This window comes from Paenibacillus sp. FSL H7-0756, from assembly GCF_038006765.1.
Taxonomy (GTDB): Bacteria; Bacillota; Bacilli; order Paenibacillales; family Paenibacillaceae; genus Paenibacillus_AQ.
The window spans coordinates 226,545-243,393 of the sequence record NZ_JBBOVT010000001.1 but is presented as its reverse complement, the minus strand read 5'-3'; the positions used below and the strand labels follow the sequence as shown (position 1 = coordinate 243,393).

The 16,849-nt window shown below is 52.5% G+C and carries 14 protein-coding genes; 10 read left to right on the top strand and 4 right to left on the bottom strand.

What is annotated here, in order from left to right; genetic code table 11:
* Positions 1–101 precede the first annotated feature (101 nt).
* The 10 genes from NST04_RS01060 (at position 102) to NST04_RS01015 (ending at position 11,145) form a co-directional block, all read left to right on the top strand.
* Positions 102–1,067, top strand: a complete 966-nt coding sequence (locus NST04_RS01060) for an alpha/beta hydrolase (RefSeq protein ID WP_341185152.1) — start codon at positions 102–104, stop codon at positions 1,065–1,067.
* Between the two features lie 516 nt (positions 1,068–1,583).
* Entirely contained in the window at positions 1,584–3,098 is a 1,515-nt protein-coding gene (locus NST04_RS01055; RefSeq protein ID WP_341182808.1) for an HD-GYP domain-containing protein, read from the top strand.
* A gap of 299 nt (positions 3,099–3,397) precedes the next feature.
* Positions 3,398–3,787: a NusG domain II-containing protein gene (locus tag NST04_RS01050; RefSeq protein ID WP_341182807.1), complete on the top strand. Its 390-nt coding sequence runs from the start codon at positions 3,398–3,400 to the stop codon at positions 3,785–3,787.
* Positions 3,771–4,334, top strand: a complete 564-nt coding sequence (locus tag NST04_RS01045) for a Gx transporter family protein (protein WP_036700635.1) — start codon at positions 3,771–3,773, stop codon at positions 4,332–4,334. Before NST04_RS01050 ends, NST04_RS01045 begins: the two co-directional genes overlap by 17 nt.
* A 19-nt stretch (positions 4,335–4,353) precedes the next feature.
* The gene (locus NST04_RS01040) at positions 4,354–5,220 is read left to right on the top strand and encodes an ATP-binding cassette domain-containing protein (protein WP_341182806.1); all 867 of its coding nucleotides are present in this window, start codon (positions 4,354–4,356) and stop codon (positions 5,218–5,220) included.
* Positions 5,196–6,104 carry an energy-coupling factor transporter ATPase gene (locus NST04_RS01035; RefSeq protein ID WP_341182805.1) on the top strand — a complete coding sequence of 303 codons (909 nt, stop codon included), beginning with the start codon at positions 5,196–5,198 and terminating at the stop codon, positions 6,102–6,104. The genes NST04_RS01040 and NST04_RS01035 overlap by 25 nt, the downstream gene beginning before the upstream one ends.
* Entirely contained in the window at positions 6,097–6,888 is a 792-nt protein-coding gene (locus NST04_RS01030; protein ID WP_341182804.1) for an energy-coupling factor transporter transmembrane component T family protein, read from the top strand. Before NST04_RS01035 ends, NST04_RS01030 begins: the two co-directional genes overlap by 8 nt.
* Positions 6,889–6,909: 21 nt before the next feature.
* Positions 6,910–8,835 carry a peptidase U32 family protein gene (locus NST04_RS01025; protein ID WP_341182803.1) on the top strand — a complete coding sequence of 642 codons (1,926 nt, stop codon included), beginning with the start codon at positions 6,910–6,912 and terminating at the stop codon, positions 8,833–8,835.
* A gap of 124 nt (positions 8,836–8,959) precedes the next feature.
* The gene (locus NST04_RS01020) at positions 8,960–10,243 is read left to right on the top strand and encodes an aspartate aminotransferase family protein (RefSeq protein WP_341182802.1); all 1,284 of its coding nucleotides are present in this window, start codon (positions 8,960–8,962) and stop codon (positions 10,241–10,243) included.
* 17 nt (positions 10,244–10,260) lie between these two features.
* Entirely contained in the window at positions 10,261–11,145 is an 885-nt protein-coding gene (locus tag NST04_RS01015) for a UbiA-like polyprenyltransferase (protein ID WP_341182801.1), read from the top strand.
* Positions 11,146–11,986: 841 nt separating this feature from the next.
* Here the strand turns inward: NST04_RS01015 and NST04_RS01010 are convergent.
* From NST04_RS01010 to NST04_RS00995, 4 genes are all read right to left on the bottom strand, one after another.
* Positions 11,987–12,967: a polyprenyl synthetase family protein gene (locus tag NST04_RS01010; protein WP_341182800.1), complete on the bottom strand. Its 981-nt coding sequence runs from the start codon at positions 12,965–12,967 to the stop codon at positions 11,987–11,989.
* 18 nt (positions 12,968–12,985) lie between these two features.
* A complete protein-coding gene (locus tag NST04_RS01005) occupies positions 12,986–13,435 on the bottom strand; it encodes a hypothetical protein (RefSeq protein ID WP_341182799.1) in 450 nt (149 codons plus the stop codon).
* 238 nt (positions 13,436–13,673) lie between these two features.
* A complete protein-coding gene (locus NST04_RS01000; RefSeq protein ID WP_341182798.1) occupies positions 13,674–15,551 on the bottom strand; it encodes an FAD-dependent oxidoreductase in 1,878 nt (625 codons plus the stop codon).
* Positions 15,552–15,600: 49 nt separating this feature from the next.
* Positions 15,601–16,506, bottom strand: coding sequence for an FMN-binding protein (locus NST04_RS00995; RefSeq protein ID WP_341182797.1), 906 nt, complete (start codon positions 16,504–16,506; stop codon positions 15,601–15,603).
* Between the last annotated feature and the right edge of the window lie 343 nt (positions 16,507–16,849).

Below are 16,849 nucleotides of genomic sequence, written 5' to 3'. Positions count from 1 at the left end.
TTTCAGTTGGCCTTACTCCCGTGCTATACTAGGCTCAAATTACACTAAGCAGTTCCCTGGCTGGGGAATGGTTGCTTACTGAAGGAGGAACGTTGATGTGGATGATAACCCTGCTTGTGGTGCTGATCGTGGTGGCCGCAGGGGTGGGCTATGCCGGATTCTATTTTTATGGAGTAGCCATTAAGCGGGCCCCTAAGGAATTCCTGGCCAAGACCCCAGACCTTAAGATCGATCCGCCGCCGGTGGCTGGAGCCTCGTGGGGAGAAGGGGCGGAGTGGATATCCCGGCAGACCTTCCGTGAGGTGGAGCTGGTGTCTGAGGATGGCCTCAGGCTGCAAGGCTATTATCTGGCGTCAGAGCGTGCTGCCGGACGGACGGTCATTGTTGCCCACGGGTATTCCGGGAAGGCCAAGGATATGGGAGCGACCGCTAAGAACTATTATGAGAATCTGGGGTATAATGTGCTGCTGCCTGATGCCAGAGGACACGGGAAAAGCGAAGGAGATTATATCGGCTTTGGCTGGCCGGAGCGCCGGGATTATCTGAAATGGATCGGATTTGTCCTGCAGGAGAACGGTCCGGACGCACAAATCGTGCTGCATGGCGTATCTATGGGCGGAGCCACGGTGCTGATGACGTCCGGCGAGGAGCTTCCTCCGCAGGTCAAGGCGATTGTCGCCGATTGCGGCTACACCTCGGTCAAGGCACAGCTGTCCTATCAGCTGAAGCGGATGTACCATCTGCCGAGCTTCCCGTTTGTGCCGGTAGCCAGTCTGGTGACCCGGATGAAGGCCGGTTATTCCTTCGGGGAGGCGTCTGCGCTGACACAGGTACGCAAGGCCAAGGTGCCGATTTTGTTCATCCACGGAGATGCGGATAAGTTCGTGCCTTATGCGATGATGAATGAGCTGTATGAGGCCTGCCGGAGTCCGAAGGAGCAACTGGTAGTGCATGGAGCGGGGCATGGCCTATCCTACGATACGGATAAAAGCACATACATCCGCACAGTAGGCGAATTCGTAGAACGCTATGTACACAGCCCGGTTACCGCTGCATCTGTAAGATAAAAGTCCCTAGAACGTAGACGCGCCCGATATCCGCTGACAGCGGTTATCGGGCGCTAATTATGTTCCACACATGGGGCCTTTCCCTGAAGAACAGGGAAGCAGCAAACCATGTCTTATCGGTATATAAATCCCCCGCCGTTTGTGAGCGAAACGGGTGTCGTTATTCCTTGTTATTTCCAGCAGCCGTGTGGCGAGAGAAATCCTTCCAATACGACAAAAGCCCTACCTCTCTTTTGTCCTTGCGGCTCCGTGGCCGCGCCAGTGTGAATCGGAATGCTATGTTCGAATTTAGTCTCATAAAAAGGAAAAGTACTGCAAGAAAACGTAAGATATTGTGTCCAAACCGCCGATAATATAGAGAAGTGATTCATCGGCCTGACATCTTCTTGGTGGGGATATACATACTCGAAAACAAATATTATTTTATTATAGCACGGGTATAATAAATATGCAACTGTACATTGGGCTGCGGCCGGGATGGAAATGAGGGGACCGATGGAACTATACAGAATTTTTTTGAAGAAACAGATCCGGAACTATATCTTCGGCTCAGCTGTAGCGGTACTCGCGGTCGGGAGTCTGCTTATGCTATCTTCCCTGGAGATCAGCCGGGTTGAATATTACCGCCTCCTGCTGGTGCTTCTTTGTTCCTTTGTGATTATGGCGTCCATAGAGATTACTGTCTTTCTCAGACAGACCAGACCTATACGGGCTGCGCTGATTCAGGAGCATGCTGCGCTATCGATGCTGGAAGAAGCATATCTGCACACGCACCAGCTGCCCAAACGGGCCATTCAGCGGATTATGGGGCCGCATCTGCTCGGATTATCCGTTCCGGCTCTGCTGCTGACCTTCTGGATGATTCATGCCGGCTGGGTTACGTTCCCTTATTTCTATCTGATCCTGGCCATGTGTTGCGCTGTGCTTGTGGCCTGTATGCATGCCCTGATTGAATTCTTCCTGACCTGCACCTCCATAATTCCGCTGATTAAGGAGTTCAGGAACCGTGCGCTGGAGCAGTATAGTGTTGATTTTTCCCTGGAGGGCTATGTGTTCGTGCCGATACGTCCCAAATTCCTGGTGAGCTGTATGCTGATCGGCACCTTCCCGCTGTTCCTGTTTATTATGGCGACACACATTCGTATGAACGGTGAGGGGGATTCGATAGTCGTCGTCGGGCTTCAGAGCTACTGGGCCTGGGCAGGGATGGTGCTGCTGATTGGCACGCTGTTCTCCTCCATTGCGGCCTGGCTGCTGACGAACAGCGTACAGCATCCGATCCATGAGCTGTATCAGGCGATGAACCAGGTGAAGGACGGCAATCTGGTCCAGGTGCAGGATGAGTACTCCGATGAGTTCTCGAAGCTGGTGGCAGGCTTTAACATGATGGTCCGCGGGCTGCAGGCACGGGAGCAGCAGAGCCGCCAGCTGCTGGACAGCTACTTCTCCACCCTTGCCGTGGCGCTGGATGCCCGCGATTCGTATACGGCAGGACACTCGCTCCGTGTAGCGGAGTATTCGGTGATTATCGGCCAGCTGGCCGGACTGAGGGGGCAGGAGCTGGATGATCTGCGCAAGTCAGCTCTGCTGCATGATATTGGTAAGATCGGGGTGAGAGACAGCATCCTGTTCAAGGAAGAAGCCCTAACCGATGAGGAGTTCCTTCAGATTCAGAGCCATACGGTGCTGGGAGAGAATATTCTGCGCCAGATTGAACCGGCGGACAAAATGGCACCCTTTCTCGGCGGCGTCCGCTCGCATCATGAGCGTTATGACGGCCACGGCTACCCGGATGGTCTTGCCGGTACGGCTATCCCCCTGCATGGCCGGATTATTGCGGTAGCAGATGCTTATGATGCAATGACATCCAACCGGCCTTACCGGAAAGGGATGGACCATGAACGGGCGCTCGGCATTTTGGAGCAGGGCAGAGGCAGCCAATGGGACCCTGAATTCGCCGGATTGTTCCTGGGGTATTTCGGCCGGAAGCCGGAAGCCCTTAAGGATGCTCAGCCTATCCAGGCGGGGTAATACTTTAGATGAATGCATATCCTAATATTCCTTGAAATATAAGAATTTATATGTTTCACCTGATAAACTGTTCTTCTATTTCTCGCTGAAACGGTACCGTCCTTTAAAAGGACGGTACCGTTTCCACTTGCCGAAGCGGATACTATCCAGTTTATGGAGGTTCCGCTTCAGCTTTGCGTGCCTATTTTGTGAACTGACAGGGAAATGCGACAATTAACGACTACATTCATTGAAGGATTGAGAGCGGACCGTTATAATTATTAAGTCTGGATTTTAATTAAAAAATAAGGGAGATTTCTATGAAACGCGCAGATGTGCTGCTGATTTCTGTCGTTCTGATTGCTGCGCTCGCTTTTCTCGTGCCAAGATGGCTGTCAAACGATGCTGATAAAGGTGGGCCGGGCAAAGAACTCAAGGCTAATATAACAGTAGATGGTAAGTTATTCAAAACGATAACCCTAACCAAAGAAGAGCAGACTATTGAGGTCCGCACCGAGCGGGGCTATAACATTCTGAAGGTGCATGATTACGGGGTTGAGATGTTCGATGCGGATTGTCCGGATAAGGTGTGCCTCGGCTTCGGCTTCATCACGCTGCCCAAGCAGACGATCGTCTGTCTTCCGCACCGGGTATTGGTTGAGATTGCAAGTGCGGCCGGGGAGGATGAAGTAGATGGCTATGTCCAGTAGTGAATCGGCTACAGCGCTGAAGCGGACCGTAATAATTGCTATATTCGCTGCCGTTGCTGTGGTGCTGAGTATTGTGGAGGCGCAGATCCCGCTGGCCGGAGTGGGGCTGATGCCCGGGGCGAAGCTCGGCTTCGCCAATATTATGATTTTGACCTGTATATACTTTTTGCGCGGACGTGATGTCCTGGTGCTGGTGATCCTGAAGACACTGCTGACCGCCTTCCTGCTCGGCACGCTGTCCAGCCTGCTGTTCAGCCTGTTCGGCTCCCTGTTCAGCTTCATTGTAATGTTCGCGCTGGTGAAGCTTGGCCGCAGAAAGTTCAGTGTCATCGGTATCAGTATTGCGGGAGGATTGGCCCATAATACGGGACAGCTGCTGGCAGCCTCGTTCGTATTTAATTCAACCAGTATTTTCTATTACCTGCCGGTTCTTCTGATCACCGGTATTATTACAGGCATTGCTGTCGGCTTCGCCGTCCGGTATGTGGTTGACTCGCTATCCAAAATATCCTTGTTTGAAGAGTTCCTGAACGGACCGGGTCACTAGCTGCGGAAGGATGAGTAACATGAATCAAGCGTACAACGATACAAAAGCTGGTGAGAAGCCGGCAGTTATTGCCCTTGAGGGCGTATCCTTCGGCTATGATCCGGAGCATCCGATTCTCCATAATATCAACGTGTCGATCCCGCAGGGTCAATGGGTGAGCATTGTAGGGCCTAACGGCTGCGGCAAATCGACCCTGGTCAAGCTGCTGAATGCGCTGCTTCCGAAGAGCGCCGGCCATATCTCTGTCTGCGGACATACGCTGCAGGAAGAGACGATTCAATCCATCCGGCAATGCATCGGAATGGTCTTCCAGAACCCCGATAACCAGTTCATCGGGCAGACGGTGGAAGAAGATATTCTCTTCGGCCTGGAGGGTCTGTGCCTGCCTTACGAAGAAATGAAGGAGCGGCTTGAATTCTATACCGGTAAGCTCGGGATCAGCCATCTGCTGTCCAAGCATCCCGGAGAGCTGTCGGGCGGGCAGAAGCAGCGTGTAGCCATCGCCTCGATTCTCTCTATGAAGCCAGGCATCGTCATCTTCGACGAGGCCTCTTCTATGTTGGACGAGGGCAGCCGCGATGAGCTTATGGGGATTCTGCGCGACATGCAGGCAGAGGGCAGCTACACGATCCTGCTGATTACTCATGATGCCGATGAGATTCTGGCGTCGGACCGGGTGCTGGCGCTGCACGGGGGAAACATCGCGGCAGATGTATCACCTGCTGAGCTATTCCGTGATGAGGAGCTGCTGGAGAAGTGTCATTTGCGGGAGCCTTATACTTGGCAGCTTGCCCGTGAACTGGAGAGCCGGGGAATTACGGTGGATGTACCCGCCAGCGAAAAGGAGCTTATAGACACACTATGGCAATACAACTACAGCAAGTAAGCTATACGTATGCTGACCGCAGTATGTGGAAGCAAACGGCGCTGCACGGGATTAATCTGGAGATTGCCGGGGGTTCGCTGACCGGAATTGCCGGAGCCACCGGCTCCGGCAAATCTACGCTGCTCCAGCTGTTCAACGGCATTCTCAAGCCGACAGAAGGCACGGTGCAGGTGCTGGATGTAACGATAACTGCAGGGGAGAAATCACCGAGGCTGCTTCCGCTGCGGCGGAGGGTAGGCCTCGTCTTTCAATTCCCGGAGCAGCAGATGTTCGAAGATACGGTGGAGAAGGATCTCTGCTTCGGGCCGCTGAACTTTGGAGTCAGCCTGGAGGAGGCCAAGGAGCGGGCGCGCAAGTCCATGACGGATATGGGACTGGATCTGGAGCTGCTGGAGCGCAATCCCTTCCGGCTCAGCGGAGGACAGATGCGCAAGGCGGCCATTGCCTCGGTGCTGGCGATGGACCCGGATATTGTGGTGCTGGATGAGCCGACAGCCACCCTGGACCCGGTAAGCCGTGCGGAGCTGATCGCTCTGCTGGAGCGGCTATGCCGCGAGCAGGGACGCACGATCATCATCGTGACGCACCGGATGGATGAACTGCTGCCTTATGCTGACAACTGGGTCCTGCTCAAGGAAGGGGAACTCGCCTTTCAGGGCAGCGGCGGCGAGCTGGCTGCTGATCCGGCGATTCTTGAGCGCTGCGGACTGCGGGTTCCGCAGTCTCTGCGTTACTGGCAGGCTGCCGCCGGGCGCTTTGGCCTTAGAGGCGAGAAGCCGCTCCTTACAGCAGAGGGCCTCGCGGGGCGGCTTGCGGCCTTGCTGGAAGAGCGCCGCACGCTGAATGCCTCCGGTTCGGAAGAAATGGGGGATGGCCATGAATGAGCGTCTGCTGCTGGGACGCAGCATTGATACGGGCTCCTGGGTCCATAAGCTGGATGCCCGGTCCAAGATTACCGGAATGCTGCTCTATGTAGCCATCATCCTGCTGTCCACTTCGTGGATATCGATCGGGCTTGTCGCGGTCTTCTCCATCGTGGTGATGGCGACGACCCGCATTCCATTGAAATATTTCATTAAGGCTGCGAAGCCTTTACGTTATCTGATGTTGTTCATCTTCATCGTACAGGCGCTGTCCGTGAAGGAAGGGGAGGTGCTATGGTCGCTTGGCTCATTCTCGCTGCATGCGGGCGGTCTGCGTCTGGGGGCATTCTCGGTAATACGCATGCTGTTCCTGCTGACCTTCACCGCGCTGCTGACCTTCACGACAACGCCAGGCAAGCTGAACCAGGGGCTGGAGGGTGTGCTCGCCCCGCTGAAGAAGCTCAGGCTGTCACCCGACCGGATTACGCTGATGATCAGCATCGCGCTCCGCTTCATTCCGACGATTCTGGATGAGGCGCAGATTATTCTGAAGGCGCAGGCCTCGCGCGGAGCGGATCTGAAGGAGCTGCCGCTTAAGGAGAAGGCGCGCATGCTCGTTTCACTGCTGGTTCCGGTCATAGCCAGTGCGTTCCGGCGGGCCCAGGACCTGATCTATTCGATGGAAGCCCGGGGCTTCCGCATGGATGCGCCGCGCAGCCGGTATCACCGGCTCAGGTGGGGCGCGGCGGATACGCTTTTTGTTGCTATGTTCGTTGTACTGGGAGTTGCAGTAGCATTATTGTAAGACATTTAGGGGGATACGGAAATGGCACGTTATTTTAATGGTAAAGAAGTGGAGTTATTGGCACCTGCGGGAACCTTCGAGATCTTCAAGGCTGTCATTGAATCGAAGTGTGATGCGGTGTATTTCGGCGGTCCGGTGCTGAACATGAGAATGATGCGCAAGGGCTATAACTTGAGTCATGAAGAGATTATCGAAGCCTTGAATATCGCCCATAGTATGGATAAAAAAGTATATATCACGGTAAATAATCTGTTCAGCGAAGAGGATGTAGAAGAGGCCAGAGCGTACCTTAGCTTCCTGGACACGGTCCGCCCGGACGCGCTGATCGTGCAGGATATGGCGGTGCTGGAATTGATCCGCGAGATGGGGCTGAATCTGCCGGTTCATGCTTCCGTCATGATGAATGTGCATAATTTGGAGATGATCCACGCGCTGAAGGAGCTGGGCGTCAGCCGGGTCGTTACCTCCCGCGAGATGGATCTGCAGACCGCGAAGCTGCTGGGCGCAAAAAGCGGCATGGAGCTGGAATATTTCATTCATGGCGATATGTGCTCTGTCCACGGGGCGAACTGTTACTTTAGCTCCCAGGTGTTCGGAATGAGCAGCAACCGGGGCAAATGCATGAAGCCTTGCCGCTGGGATTACCGGATCAAACGTGACGGCTATGTCTTCCCTGCGGAATATCCGCTGGCGGTGAAGGATATGTTCATGTATGAGCATCTTCCGGAGCTGATTGAATCCGGCATTACTTCCTTCAAAATCGAAGGCCGTATGCGCGATAAAGACTTCATGGTGATGCTGTCCAACAGCTACGGCGATGCGATTGACCGTTATATTGATGATCCGCTGGGCTTCGACCGCACCAAGGATTCCAAAGAGCTGTATAACAACCGTAAGCGCGATTTCTCCACGGCGTATGCTTTTGGCAAACCGGGACTACCTAATATCAACCGCCGTTATGAGGGAACAGGCAAGTTCTACAGCACCGGCAAAGTGTTCAGTACGCCGACTGCCGAACGTGAGCTGTCTGCGGAGCGGGTGACGGAGCTGCGGGGGCGAATGGCTGAAGACAGACGCAGCATCCTTAACAAGCCTGAGCTGGCAGTACGTGTGAATAATATGGAGCAGGCGCGTCTCGTACTGGAGATGGGGGTAGACAGCTTGTATCTGCCGGGCGATGTGTTCGAGCCGGACCGTCCGTTTACGAAGCAGGATATTAAGGAGCTTGGAGCGGTAAAAGGTCATACCAAGCTCTATCTCGGCCTGCCGCGGATGATGAATGAGCTGCATTTCGACCAGTATGATCATCTGCTCAGCGGAGAGCGGCTGCCGATTGACGGCCTGATCATTACGAACCTGGGAGCGATCCGCCGTTACCGCACGACCGGTTATCCGATGATGGGCGATGCTAATCTGAATGTCTACAACCATCTGTCTGCCGGGCTGTATGCGGGACTGGGCCTTACTAAGCTGACCGTTTCACCGGAGATGACACTGGAGCATTTCGCCTCCTTCACCTCACGCAGCGACTTGCCGCTGGAGGTTGTGGTGCACGGAACGCCGGCGCTGATGTATATGGAGCATGATCTGTTCGAGAATACAGAGGTGATGGAGCCGATTGGGGAAGAAGACAACCAATATGTCCGCAATGATGTGCTGGTGCTTAAGACTGACAAGGGCGAGAACCCGGTCTACCGTGACCAATATGGCCGCTGCCATCTGTTGTTCGCCAAGGAACTATGTTATCTTCCGATGCTTAGTGAAATGAACGGCCTGGGGATTGCCAGCTTCCGGATAGAAGGCGCAACATACAGTATCAAGGAACTGCGCACCATTATTGCTGCTTATCAGGCTGCGATGGATGGAACGAAGCCGGAGGATGATCTGCTGGGCGGACTGAAGCCGGTATATGCGGGGTATACCCTCGGTTCACTGCAATTTAACTAATGCTAATAATTCAATTTTAAAATAACGCTGCTGCGAGTATAATAAGGGCATATGGCGCAATTATAAGTACCTTTTTTCACAAACTCATGTTGAATCATCAGCGATTGAAAGCGAGGGGAATCTCATGGAACAGAGCGTCATCATTGGAAGAGAAGCGGTAGCTGCCAAAAGAAAGCAGTATTTCTACCCGTGCACCGCACATTTTTACCGGGATGCCCCGCAATTGGTACGCGGAAGCATGCAGTACGTCTACGATGAGAACGGCAAGGAATACACCGACTTCTTCGCGGGAGTCTCTGTGGTTGCCTGCGGCCACTGTAATCCGGCTATTACTTCACGTACGATAGCACAACTGCAGCAATTGCAGCACACCTCGCCGATCTATCTGACCCAGCCGAATGTAGACTTAGCGGAACGTCTGGAAGAAGTGCTGCCGGGCGCGCTGCGCCGGACATTCTTCGTCAACAGCGGCTCAGAGGCGAATGAAGGGGCGCTGCTGCTGGCGCGGATGCATACGGGCCGCAAAGGCTTCATCGCTCTGGAGGCCGGCCTGCATGGCCGGACCAACCTCACCATGAGTGTGACCGGGCTGCAAATGTGGAGAACCGATGCTTACCTTGATGAGGATGTAACGTTCATTAAGCGCCCGTATCATCCGGAATTGACGCTGGAGGAAGCGGCGGCTCAGTCCATCCAGAATTTGAAGGAAGTACTCGCTGCCCAGGGAGACACCATCGCTGCTATGATCGTGGAGCCGATTCAGGGGAACGGCGGAATTGTCATGCCTGCGCTGTCTTACTTCCGTGAGGTGAAGGCGTTGCTTGAGCAGTACGGTGTACTGCTGATTGACGACGAAATCCAGACCGGCTACGGCCGGACGGGAGCAATGTTTGCGATGGAGCATTTCGGCGTCGTGCCGGACATTATCAGCATGGCTAAGGCGCTGGGGAACGGAGTGCCTATTGCTGCCTTTTCTACGACGGATGAGATTGCGGCATCGCTGAACAAGCCTTCCGCCTCGACGTTCGGAGGGAATCCGGTCTCTGCGGCTACAGCGCTGGCGGTGCTGGACTACATCCGTGATGAACGGCTGGCGGAACGTGCGGCTGAGCTCGGCGGGCAGCTGAAGCAAGGCTTGCTTGCTCTCCAGGAGCGTTACCCTGCGTTGATTACTGATGTACGGGGCAGCGGACTTATGCTGGGGGCTGAGCTGGCCGGCTCGGTGACTGAGGACGCTGCGGCTGTGACAGACTATGTGCTGGAAGAGCTGAAGGACCGCGGATACCTGATCGGCAAAAACGGGATAGGCCGCAACGTTCTCGCCTTCCAGCCGCCGCTAGTTGTCACTTCCGGGAATATCGATGCCCTGCTGGATGCACTCCGTGAAGTGCTGCAAGCGATCCACTAAGAAAGAGGCCTAACATTATGGTTATCATTAATGCTTTTAAACATACGGCGCTTAAATTGAAAATGTTCAGCGAGCTGGTGATGTTCTCCCATACGCTGTTCTCCCTGCCTTTTGCCATCATCTCGATGGTGTGGGCGGCTGGCGGCTGGCCTTCCGGCCATATGATGTTATGGGGACTGATCGCGCTGATCGGGGCACGCAACGGGGCGAATGCGTTCAATCGTTTGGTGGACCGCACCTTCGATGGCAACAATCCGCGTACCGCCCACCGGCATCTGCCGCAGCGTCTGCTCGCCGAGAAAGAAGTCATTCTGTTCATTATCATCAATTATGCTCTGTTCATTGTGGCTTCCGGCATGCTGAACCTGCTCTGTCTGGTGCTGTCACCGGTAGCCATTGTACTGATCTCATCCTACTCTTATACGAAGCGCTTTACCTTCCTCAGCCATCTGTATCTGGGCTTCGTGATTGCTTCGGCACCAATTGGCGCCTGGTTTGCGGTTACAGGGAACATCGCGTTCACGCCGTTCGTGATCGGAACCGTGGTAATGCTATGGATTGCCGGCTTTGATATCATCTACGGAACTCAGGATATTGAGTTCGACCGGAAGAACGGCTTATGGTCCATCCCGAGCTTCTTCGGCCTGGAGAAAGCGCTGCGGATCTCCAAGGGGCTGCATTTCATTATGGTAATGCTGCTGCTGTTCCTGTACCTCTGGCGTGATCTCGGCTGGATGTATCTGGTCGGCATCGGCATTGCTACGGTACTGCTCATGGCGGAGCACAAGATCATCAAGCCTGCTAACCGTAAGCTGATGAAGGTGGCTTCTTATAATTTGAATCAGGTGATCAGTATGGTGATATTACTTTGTACGCTGATTGATTATTTTTACGTTAATTAGAGGTGGGGGTGGGGGGCGGCGCGTCGGGTGCGCTGGAGGTTGGGGCGCTGCACTGCGCGGAATATTTGGACTTCCGGTCGCTGTTAACTTCGGATTCCCTGATTATAACCGCTGGCTGCGGTAGGAATCCGAAGTTAAAGGCGAACGCTTCGCTCCTCCAGTTCCAAAATTCCTCTCCGTTCCGTCCTAACCTCCCCAGGCAAGATTAACTTCAAAAAGACAACAGGCCTCCCCAGCAGGGGCAGGCAGCAAAAAAAGCGCGAAAAGCTTAGAGCTTCGCGCTTTTCTTCTTTTTGGGCAGCAACCTTAAGACCGAGACCGAGACCGAGACCGAGACCGAGACCGAGACCGAGACCGAGACCGAGACCGAGACCGAGACGAACCTCGAACCCGGAACCCCGAACCCCGAACCCCGAACCCCGAACCCCGAACCCCGAACCCCGAACCCCCCCAAACCTGTAACATCCCTGTAGCTAAACACGTTCACGTTCGCTTCGCTGCGTTCACTTGTTTAGCGAAGTGGCAGTAACCATTGGCATGGCAATTGCATTCCGTACATTAGAATCCGGTGAAATTAGTCTTAAAATCGCATCGGTTGCACTTTGTACAGTAGAATTTGCTCAATGGATGTGAAATGGGCACTTTTTACGAAATCAATGGTACAAAATACAACAGAACACGTTTGAGCTTAAGAATTGGTGGAATCTGTTGTACAAAGTACAATCATCAGCATTAGATTCCAAGGGTCCATCCCTTGAACCCGCCAAGGCAACAAAAAAGAGCCTGATTAAAGGCTCTTGATTGGGAAAATATTAAAACGTGCCGGCGGGCAAGACCCGGATCAGCGGTCACGCCCGGCGAAGTATTGCAGCAGGGTCTTCAGATCGGCATGTGCAGGGAAGCTGGAGAGCTGCTCCACAATTCCGGCAGCCTGGGACAGGTAGCCCTGGCTGAGGGCCTCTGAGCGGGCTAGGGCATCACTGCCTCTTACCAGCTCCAAGACCTGCACGATGTCCGCAGGAGAAGAGTCAGGGCCTATTCTGCGGATGACAGGAGCAAGCTCAGCATCCTGTAAGGCGAAGAGCACCGGAAGGGTAACCTGACCGTGGCGAAGATCGCTGCCGGCCGGCTTGCCGAGGACATCGGCCGATTGCGTGAAGTCCAGGATGTCATCCTGAATCTGGAATGACATCCCCAGCGCTTCGCCGAAATCATAGAGAAGCTGGGCAGTCTCTGCACTGCTCTCCGCCGACAGTGCGCCTACCCGCAGGCAGGTGGCCATCAGCAATGCGGTTTTGTTACGGGACTTCTCCAGATATTGCTCCAGTGTAAGATCATAATCGAAGGCATGCTCCAATTGCTGGTATTCACCGAGACATAGCTGGCCCGTAGCGACAGAGGACAAATCGTGAACGTAACGGTCCTTATCCTCGGTGTACTTGCTAAGCAGTTCAATAATGCGGGCAGACATATAATTACCGATATGGACAGCGGATAGAATCCCGGTCTTGATATGCAGCGCAGGCTCGCCCCGCCGCAGCTCGGCGTTATCAATAATATCGTCATGAATCAGTGAGGCCACATGGATAAATTCAGCCGCAGCGGATAATTGCAGGGTTCGGCGTTCGGCGGGTTTCAGTCCAAAACGGCTGCCGACAATGACCATCAGCGGGCGGAGGCGTTTGCCGCCGGAGCCTGTCAGTTCAAGAATGCTCTGCGCCAGCTGCGACTTTTTGGGAACATCCTTATCGCGGGTCACCAGATTCTTAATTTCGCGGTTAATTTCATTCAGATCGATATTCAGTGCTTCATGCAGCTTCATCGTTCGTGTTCCCACCTGTCAAATGGCTTTGCTGGTACGGCTTCGTTGTCTGCGCTCCTGAATGAGGAATTCACCCAGCTCCCTGGCAGGATTGTGTTCCGTGAACTCTCCATTTGAACGTTCGATCTGCATTTTTTTGATGGAAGGGGCCATGTAGGCCACCAGATCCAGCTCCCGGCATTTCACTGCAAATTGCAGATAGAAGCTGTAGAGGTAATCTCCATCCAAAATATTGCGGGTCAGGTCAGGATGATGTGGGACACATTCCATATGGCGCTGTGCTGCCACGGTAAGAATGGTATAAATGCCTAGTAAATGGATTTTGCGGTCATATTCCAGATCATGGCGTTCCAGTACCGAGAGCATTTGCTCACATTCTGCCGGAGAGAGAGACAACTGAATTCCGGCAATATCAGACATTTCAGCCTGAAGCAACCGGAACGTATCTTCAATGATTTTTTGGTCCACAAGCTTCTCTCCTTCTTGTCGGTTTTGCTGGAGGATCCGAATCCCTGATTATCCCTACAAAACCACTTTGTTGAAAATGCGCACATAAATGTACAAGCACCTCGTTAAACAAGGAGAGTAATGTGTCCTAGGGACACATTACTCTTAAGAATATCCTATTCAGCTTGCAGCAGCGCAGCTTATGCATCCGCCGCTGTTATAAATGAATGTAGTTCTTAAACACCGGTTACCCGGTTCATCAGTCGGTATACAGATACCAGCGCCGGACGAGGGGAATCCTCTTCCACTGCTTCTTGAGCCAAGGAAGAACATAGTAATCCAGACCGAACACGCTGCCGGAACCGCCGATGCAGGCAATCGCTGCCCCAACATACCAGAGCATTTCTGTCGCTGCCATCTTGGTGGTCCAGATCATAACCGCCATACCTATCGTGGCCAGAGCCGAGATAGCTGTGAACAGACCAACGATCAGCATTACACCGAAGACGATCTCGGCACAAACCATACCGATTTGGAACCATTTAGCCAGGAAGGTGTAAGAACCGTCCGGGTTGTAGAACATGAGATCCATGAACCAGTTAGAGATATCATAAATGAAGCCTGGAACCGGAAGAGCCGATACAGCTTCTTTGGCAGTGGATACTGCGGAAGCGGCAGATTGGGCATCTACGGTAGTTTTGACTGCATCCACAGCCTGACTTGCTGCTGATGTGGCGTCTGCATAAGGAGCCGCAGGAATCAGGAAAATCTTATTTGGATCAACCCAGATTTTGCGGATCTTCTCTATACCTTCATATAACCACATTCCCCCTAGCAGCATACGGAGCGGAACGAGCCAGAAGTTCGGCGAGCGCTTGGAGAAGTAACCGCCGACGAAGCTCTTGCGGTTCTCAACATGGAAGAACTCGTGCATCATGTATGTCCAGACCTTGTTGAAGCCCACAACCTGGGACAGATAGAACATATTGATGAAATGTTTGGACAACATAGCCATGAAGCCGGTCAGCATGAAGAACTTGCCGGGAAGACCAACGTTCGCTACACCGTAGCGGCTGCCGATCGAAACCATAGTGCCGTGGAAGCCTGGTTTGTATGCTTTTTTAGGCGTACCCTTGATATCTGCAGTGATATTCCCTGCGATAATCGGAGCGGCTTGTTCAGCATTCTCAACCATTTGCGGAACTGGACGCTCTTCGCCTTCAGGGATGAAGAAGATGTTATCCCCTACAACGTATACGTTCTTATGGTCAACACTTTCAAGGTGTTCATTGGTAACAATACGTTTGCGGCCTTGCTGCTGAACATCAAGGTTGCCGACGATTTCGGAGCCTTCAACACCGGCTGTCCAGACGATGGTCTGTGCATCCACGATGTTCTTCTCGCCGAGGGCAACGGAGCCTGCGCCTACTTCGGTGATTTTGGCGCCGGTAACGATTTCTACCTTCAGCTTGCGCAGACGGGCTTCGGCTTTCTGAATCAGCTTATCCGGCAGGATAGGCAGAATCTTCGGAGCCATATCAGCCACGACCAGTCTGACTTCGGAAGGATCGATGAAGAATTCTCTGCAGAGCTCGTCGCGCTGTTCGGCCATTTCACCTACAAGCTCAACGCCGGTGAAGCCGGCACCGATGATTACGAAGGTCAGCATAGCGCGGCGTGTAGCCGGGTTCTTTTCCTTCGCAGCTTTGGTGTACATGTCGCGGATCTGACGCTTCAGGGCAACTGCATCATCGTAGGACCAGAAGGAGAAGGTGTTCTCTTCTGCTCCAGGAATTCCGAAGAAGGTTGGCTTGCTTCCTGTGCCGATGACCAGATAATCATAAGCATAAGTGGCTTTGTCGGACTTTAGCTTCTTGTTCTTGAAATCAATGTTGCTGATCTCATCCAGAACAACATCTACCTTCAGGCCGGCAAAGATTTTCTTCAAGTCAATTTTGATCGAATCCTCAGGTGCGCGATTCGCAGAAACCTCATGCAGCTCAGTCAAAAGAGTGTGATATGGATTTCGGTCGATCAGTTTGATTTCTACATCTTTGTCGTTCTTAAATTTCTTTGCCAGTTTCTTAGCCGTGAGTACGCCGCCGTAGCCGCCGCCCAAAATGACTATTTTCTTCAAGAGAAACTCACCTCATTCATCTGATTAGCTGCAAAAGGGTAGCGAATAATTATTTCGCGCCTTCGAGTGCTTTTTGTGCAAGTGTGAAATATTCACCAACGTGGATAGATACGCCGGAGATTGCGTCTGTCTTACCTTCAGCATCCAGGGTAGGAGCTACGCCTTTGTTCTCAAGGAAGTATTTCTCGGCAAGGGCGATTTCTTCATGCCATTCAGCAGCAGCGCCGCCGGCTTTCATGCCGTATTTGCCGTCTACAGAATATTGTTTCTTATCGTCGCCTGCAGCATTCACACCGCTGAAATTAACAGCTACAACGTTGCCGTTAGCAACAGACAGAGCTACAGTGGACTTCCAGCCGGATTTAGCATCCATTTCGCCTTCAGCGGTATATCCGCCATCTTTGTATGGGCCTGCTTGTGCAGGGCCGGCAGCAAGTGCAGCCTGAGCCGCGCCAACGAAATCACTAACGTGTACGGATACACCGGAGATTGCATCTGTTTTGCCTTCAGCATTTACAGTAAGAGCAGCAGGATCTTGTTTTTCAATCAGGTAGGCTTCAGCAAGAGCAGCCTGTTCATGCCATTCGGACTTTGCACCACCGATTTTAACCAGACCGTAGTTGCCGTCCTCGGATACTTTTTTCTTCAGGTCGCCCGCATTTTTAACATTGAAAGCATTCCAGTCAGCTTTGGTGATTTTGCCGCCTTCTACAGTCAGTTGTACAAAGGTCTGCCAGCCAGTCTCTGGATCGGCATCCACTGTACCGTAGTAGGTTCCGTCCTGGTACTTGCCTGTTTCGGCTGCTGGTGCAGCAGTTGCTTCAGCTGCGGCAGTAGCAGTTGCTACAGGTGCTGTTGTTGCAGCAGCGTTCTCTGCTTTGTTGCTGTTGCCACAACCTGCGAGTAAAGTACCCAGTACCAGAGCGCTCGACAAGATTACAGAAGCTTTTTTCATTTTGATATGACCTCCAAGAAAATAGTTTAAAATATATATATTAAAATGTAAAACATTTTAATAGCGTTGGAAGTGATAAAAATCACTTTATAAATGATAAATGTCACTCTCATCTCGGTCTTAAGTCCCTTTTTGTAGCAGGCATACGACATATATCGGCAGGCAATAAGAAAAAATTTAATCATATCGTTTCTTGTTCGATGGCATTTTAGCACAAGCATTGAAACTATCATGTGAAAATAATCACTTAAATCATAAATAAATTTACTTCTGAAGTATATCAAATTTTAAGATAGTTGAATAGCTTTTTATAAAGACTTTTATGTGACAAAAGTTGAGTTAT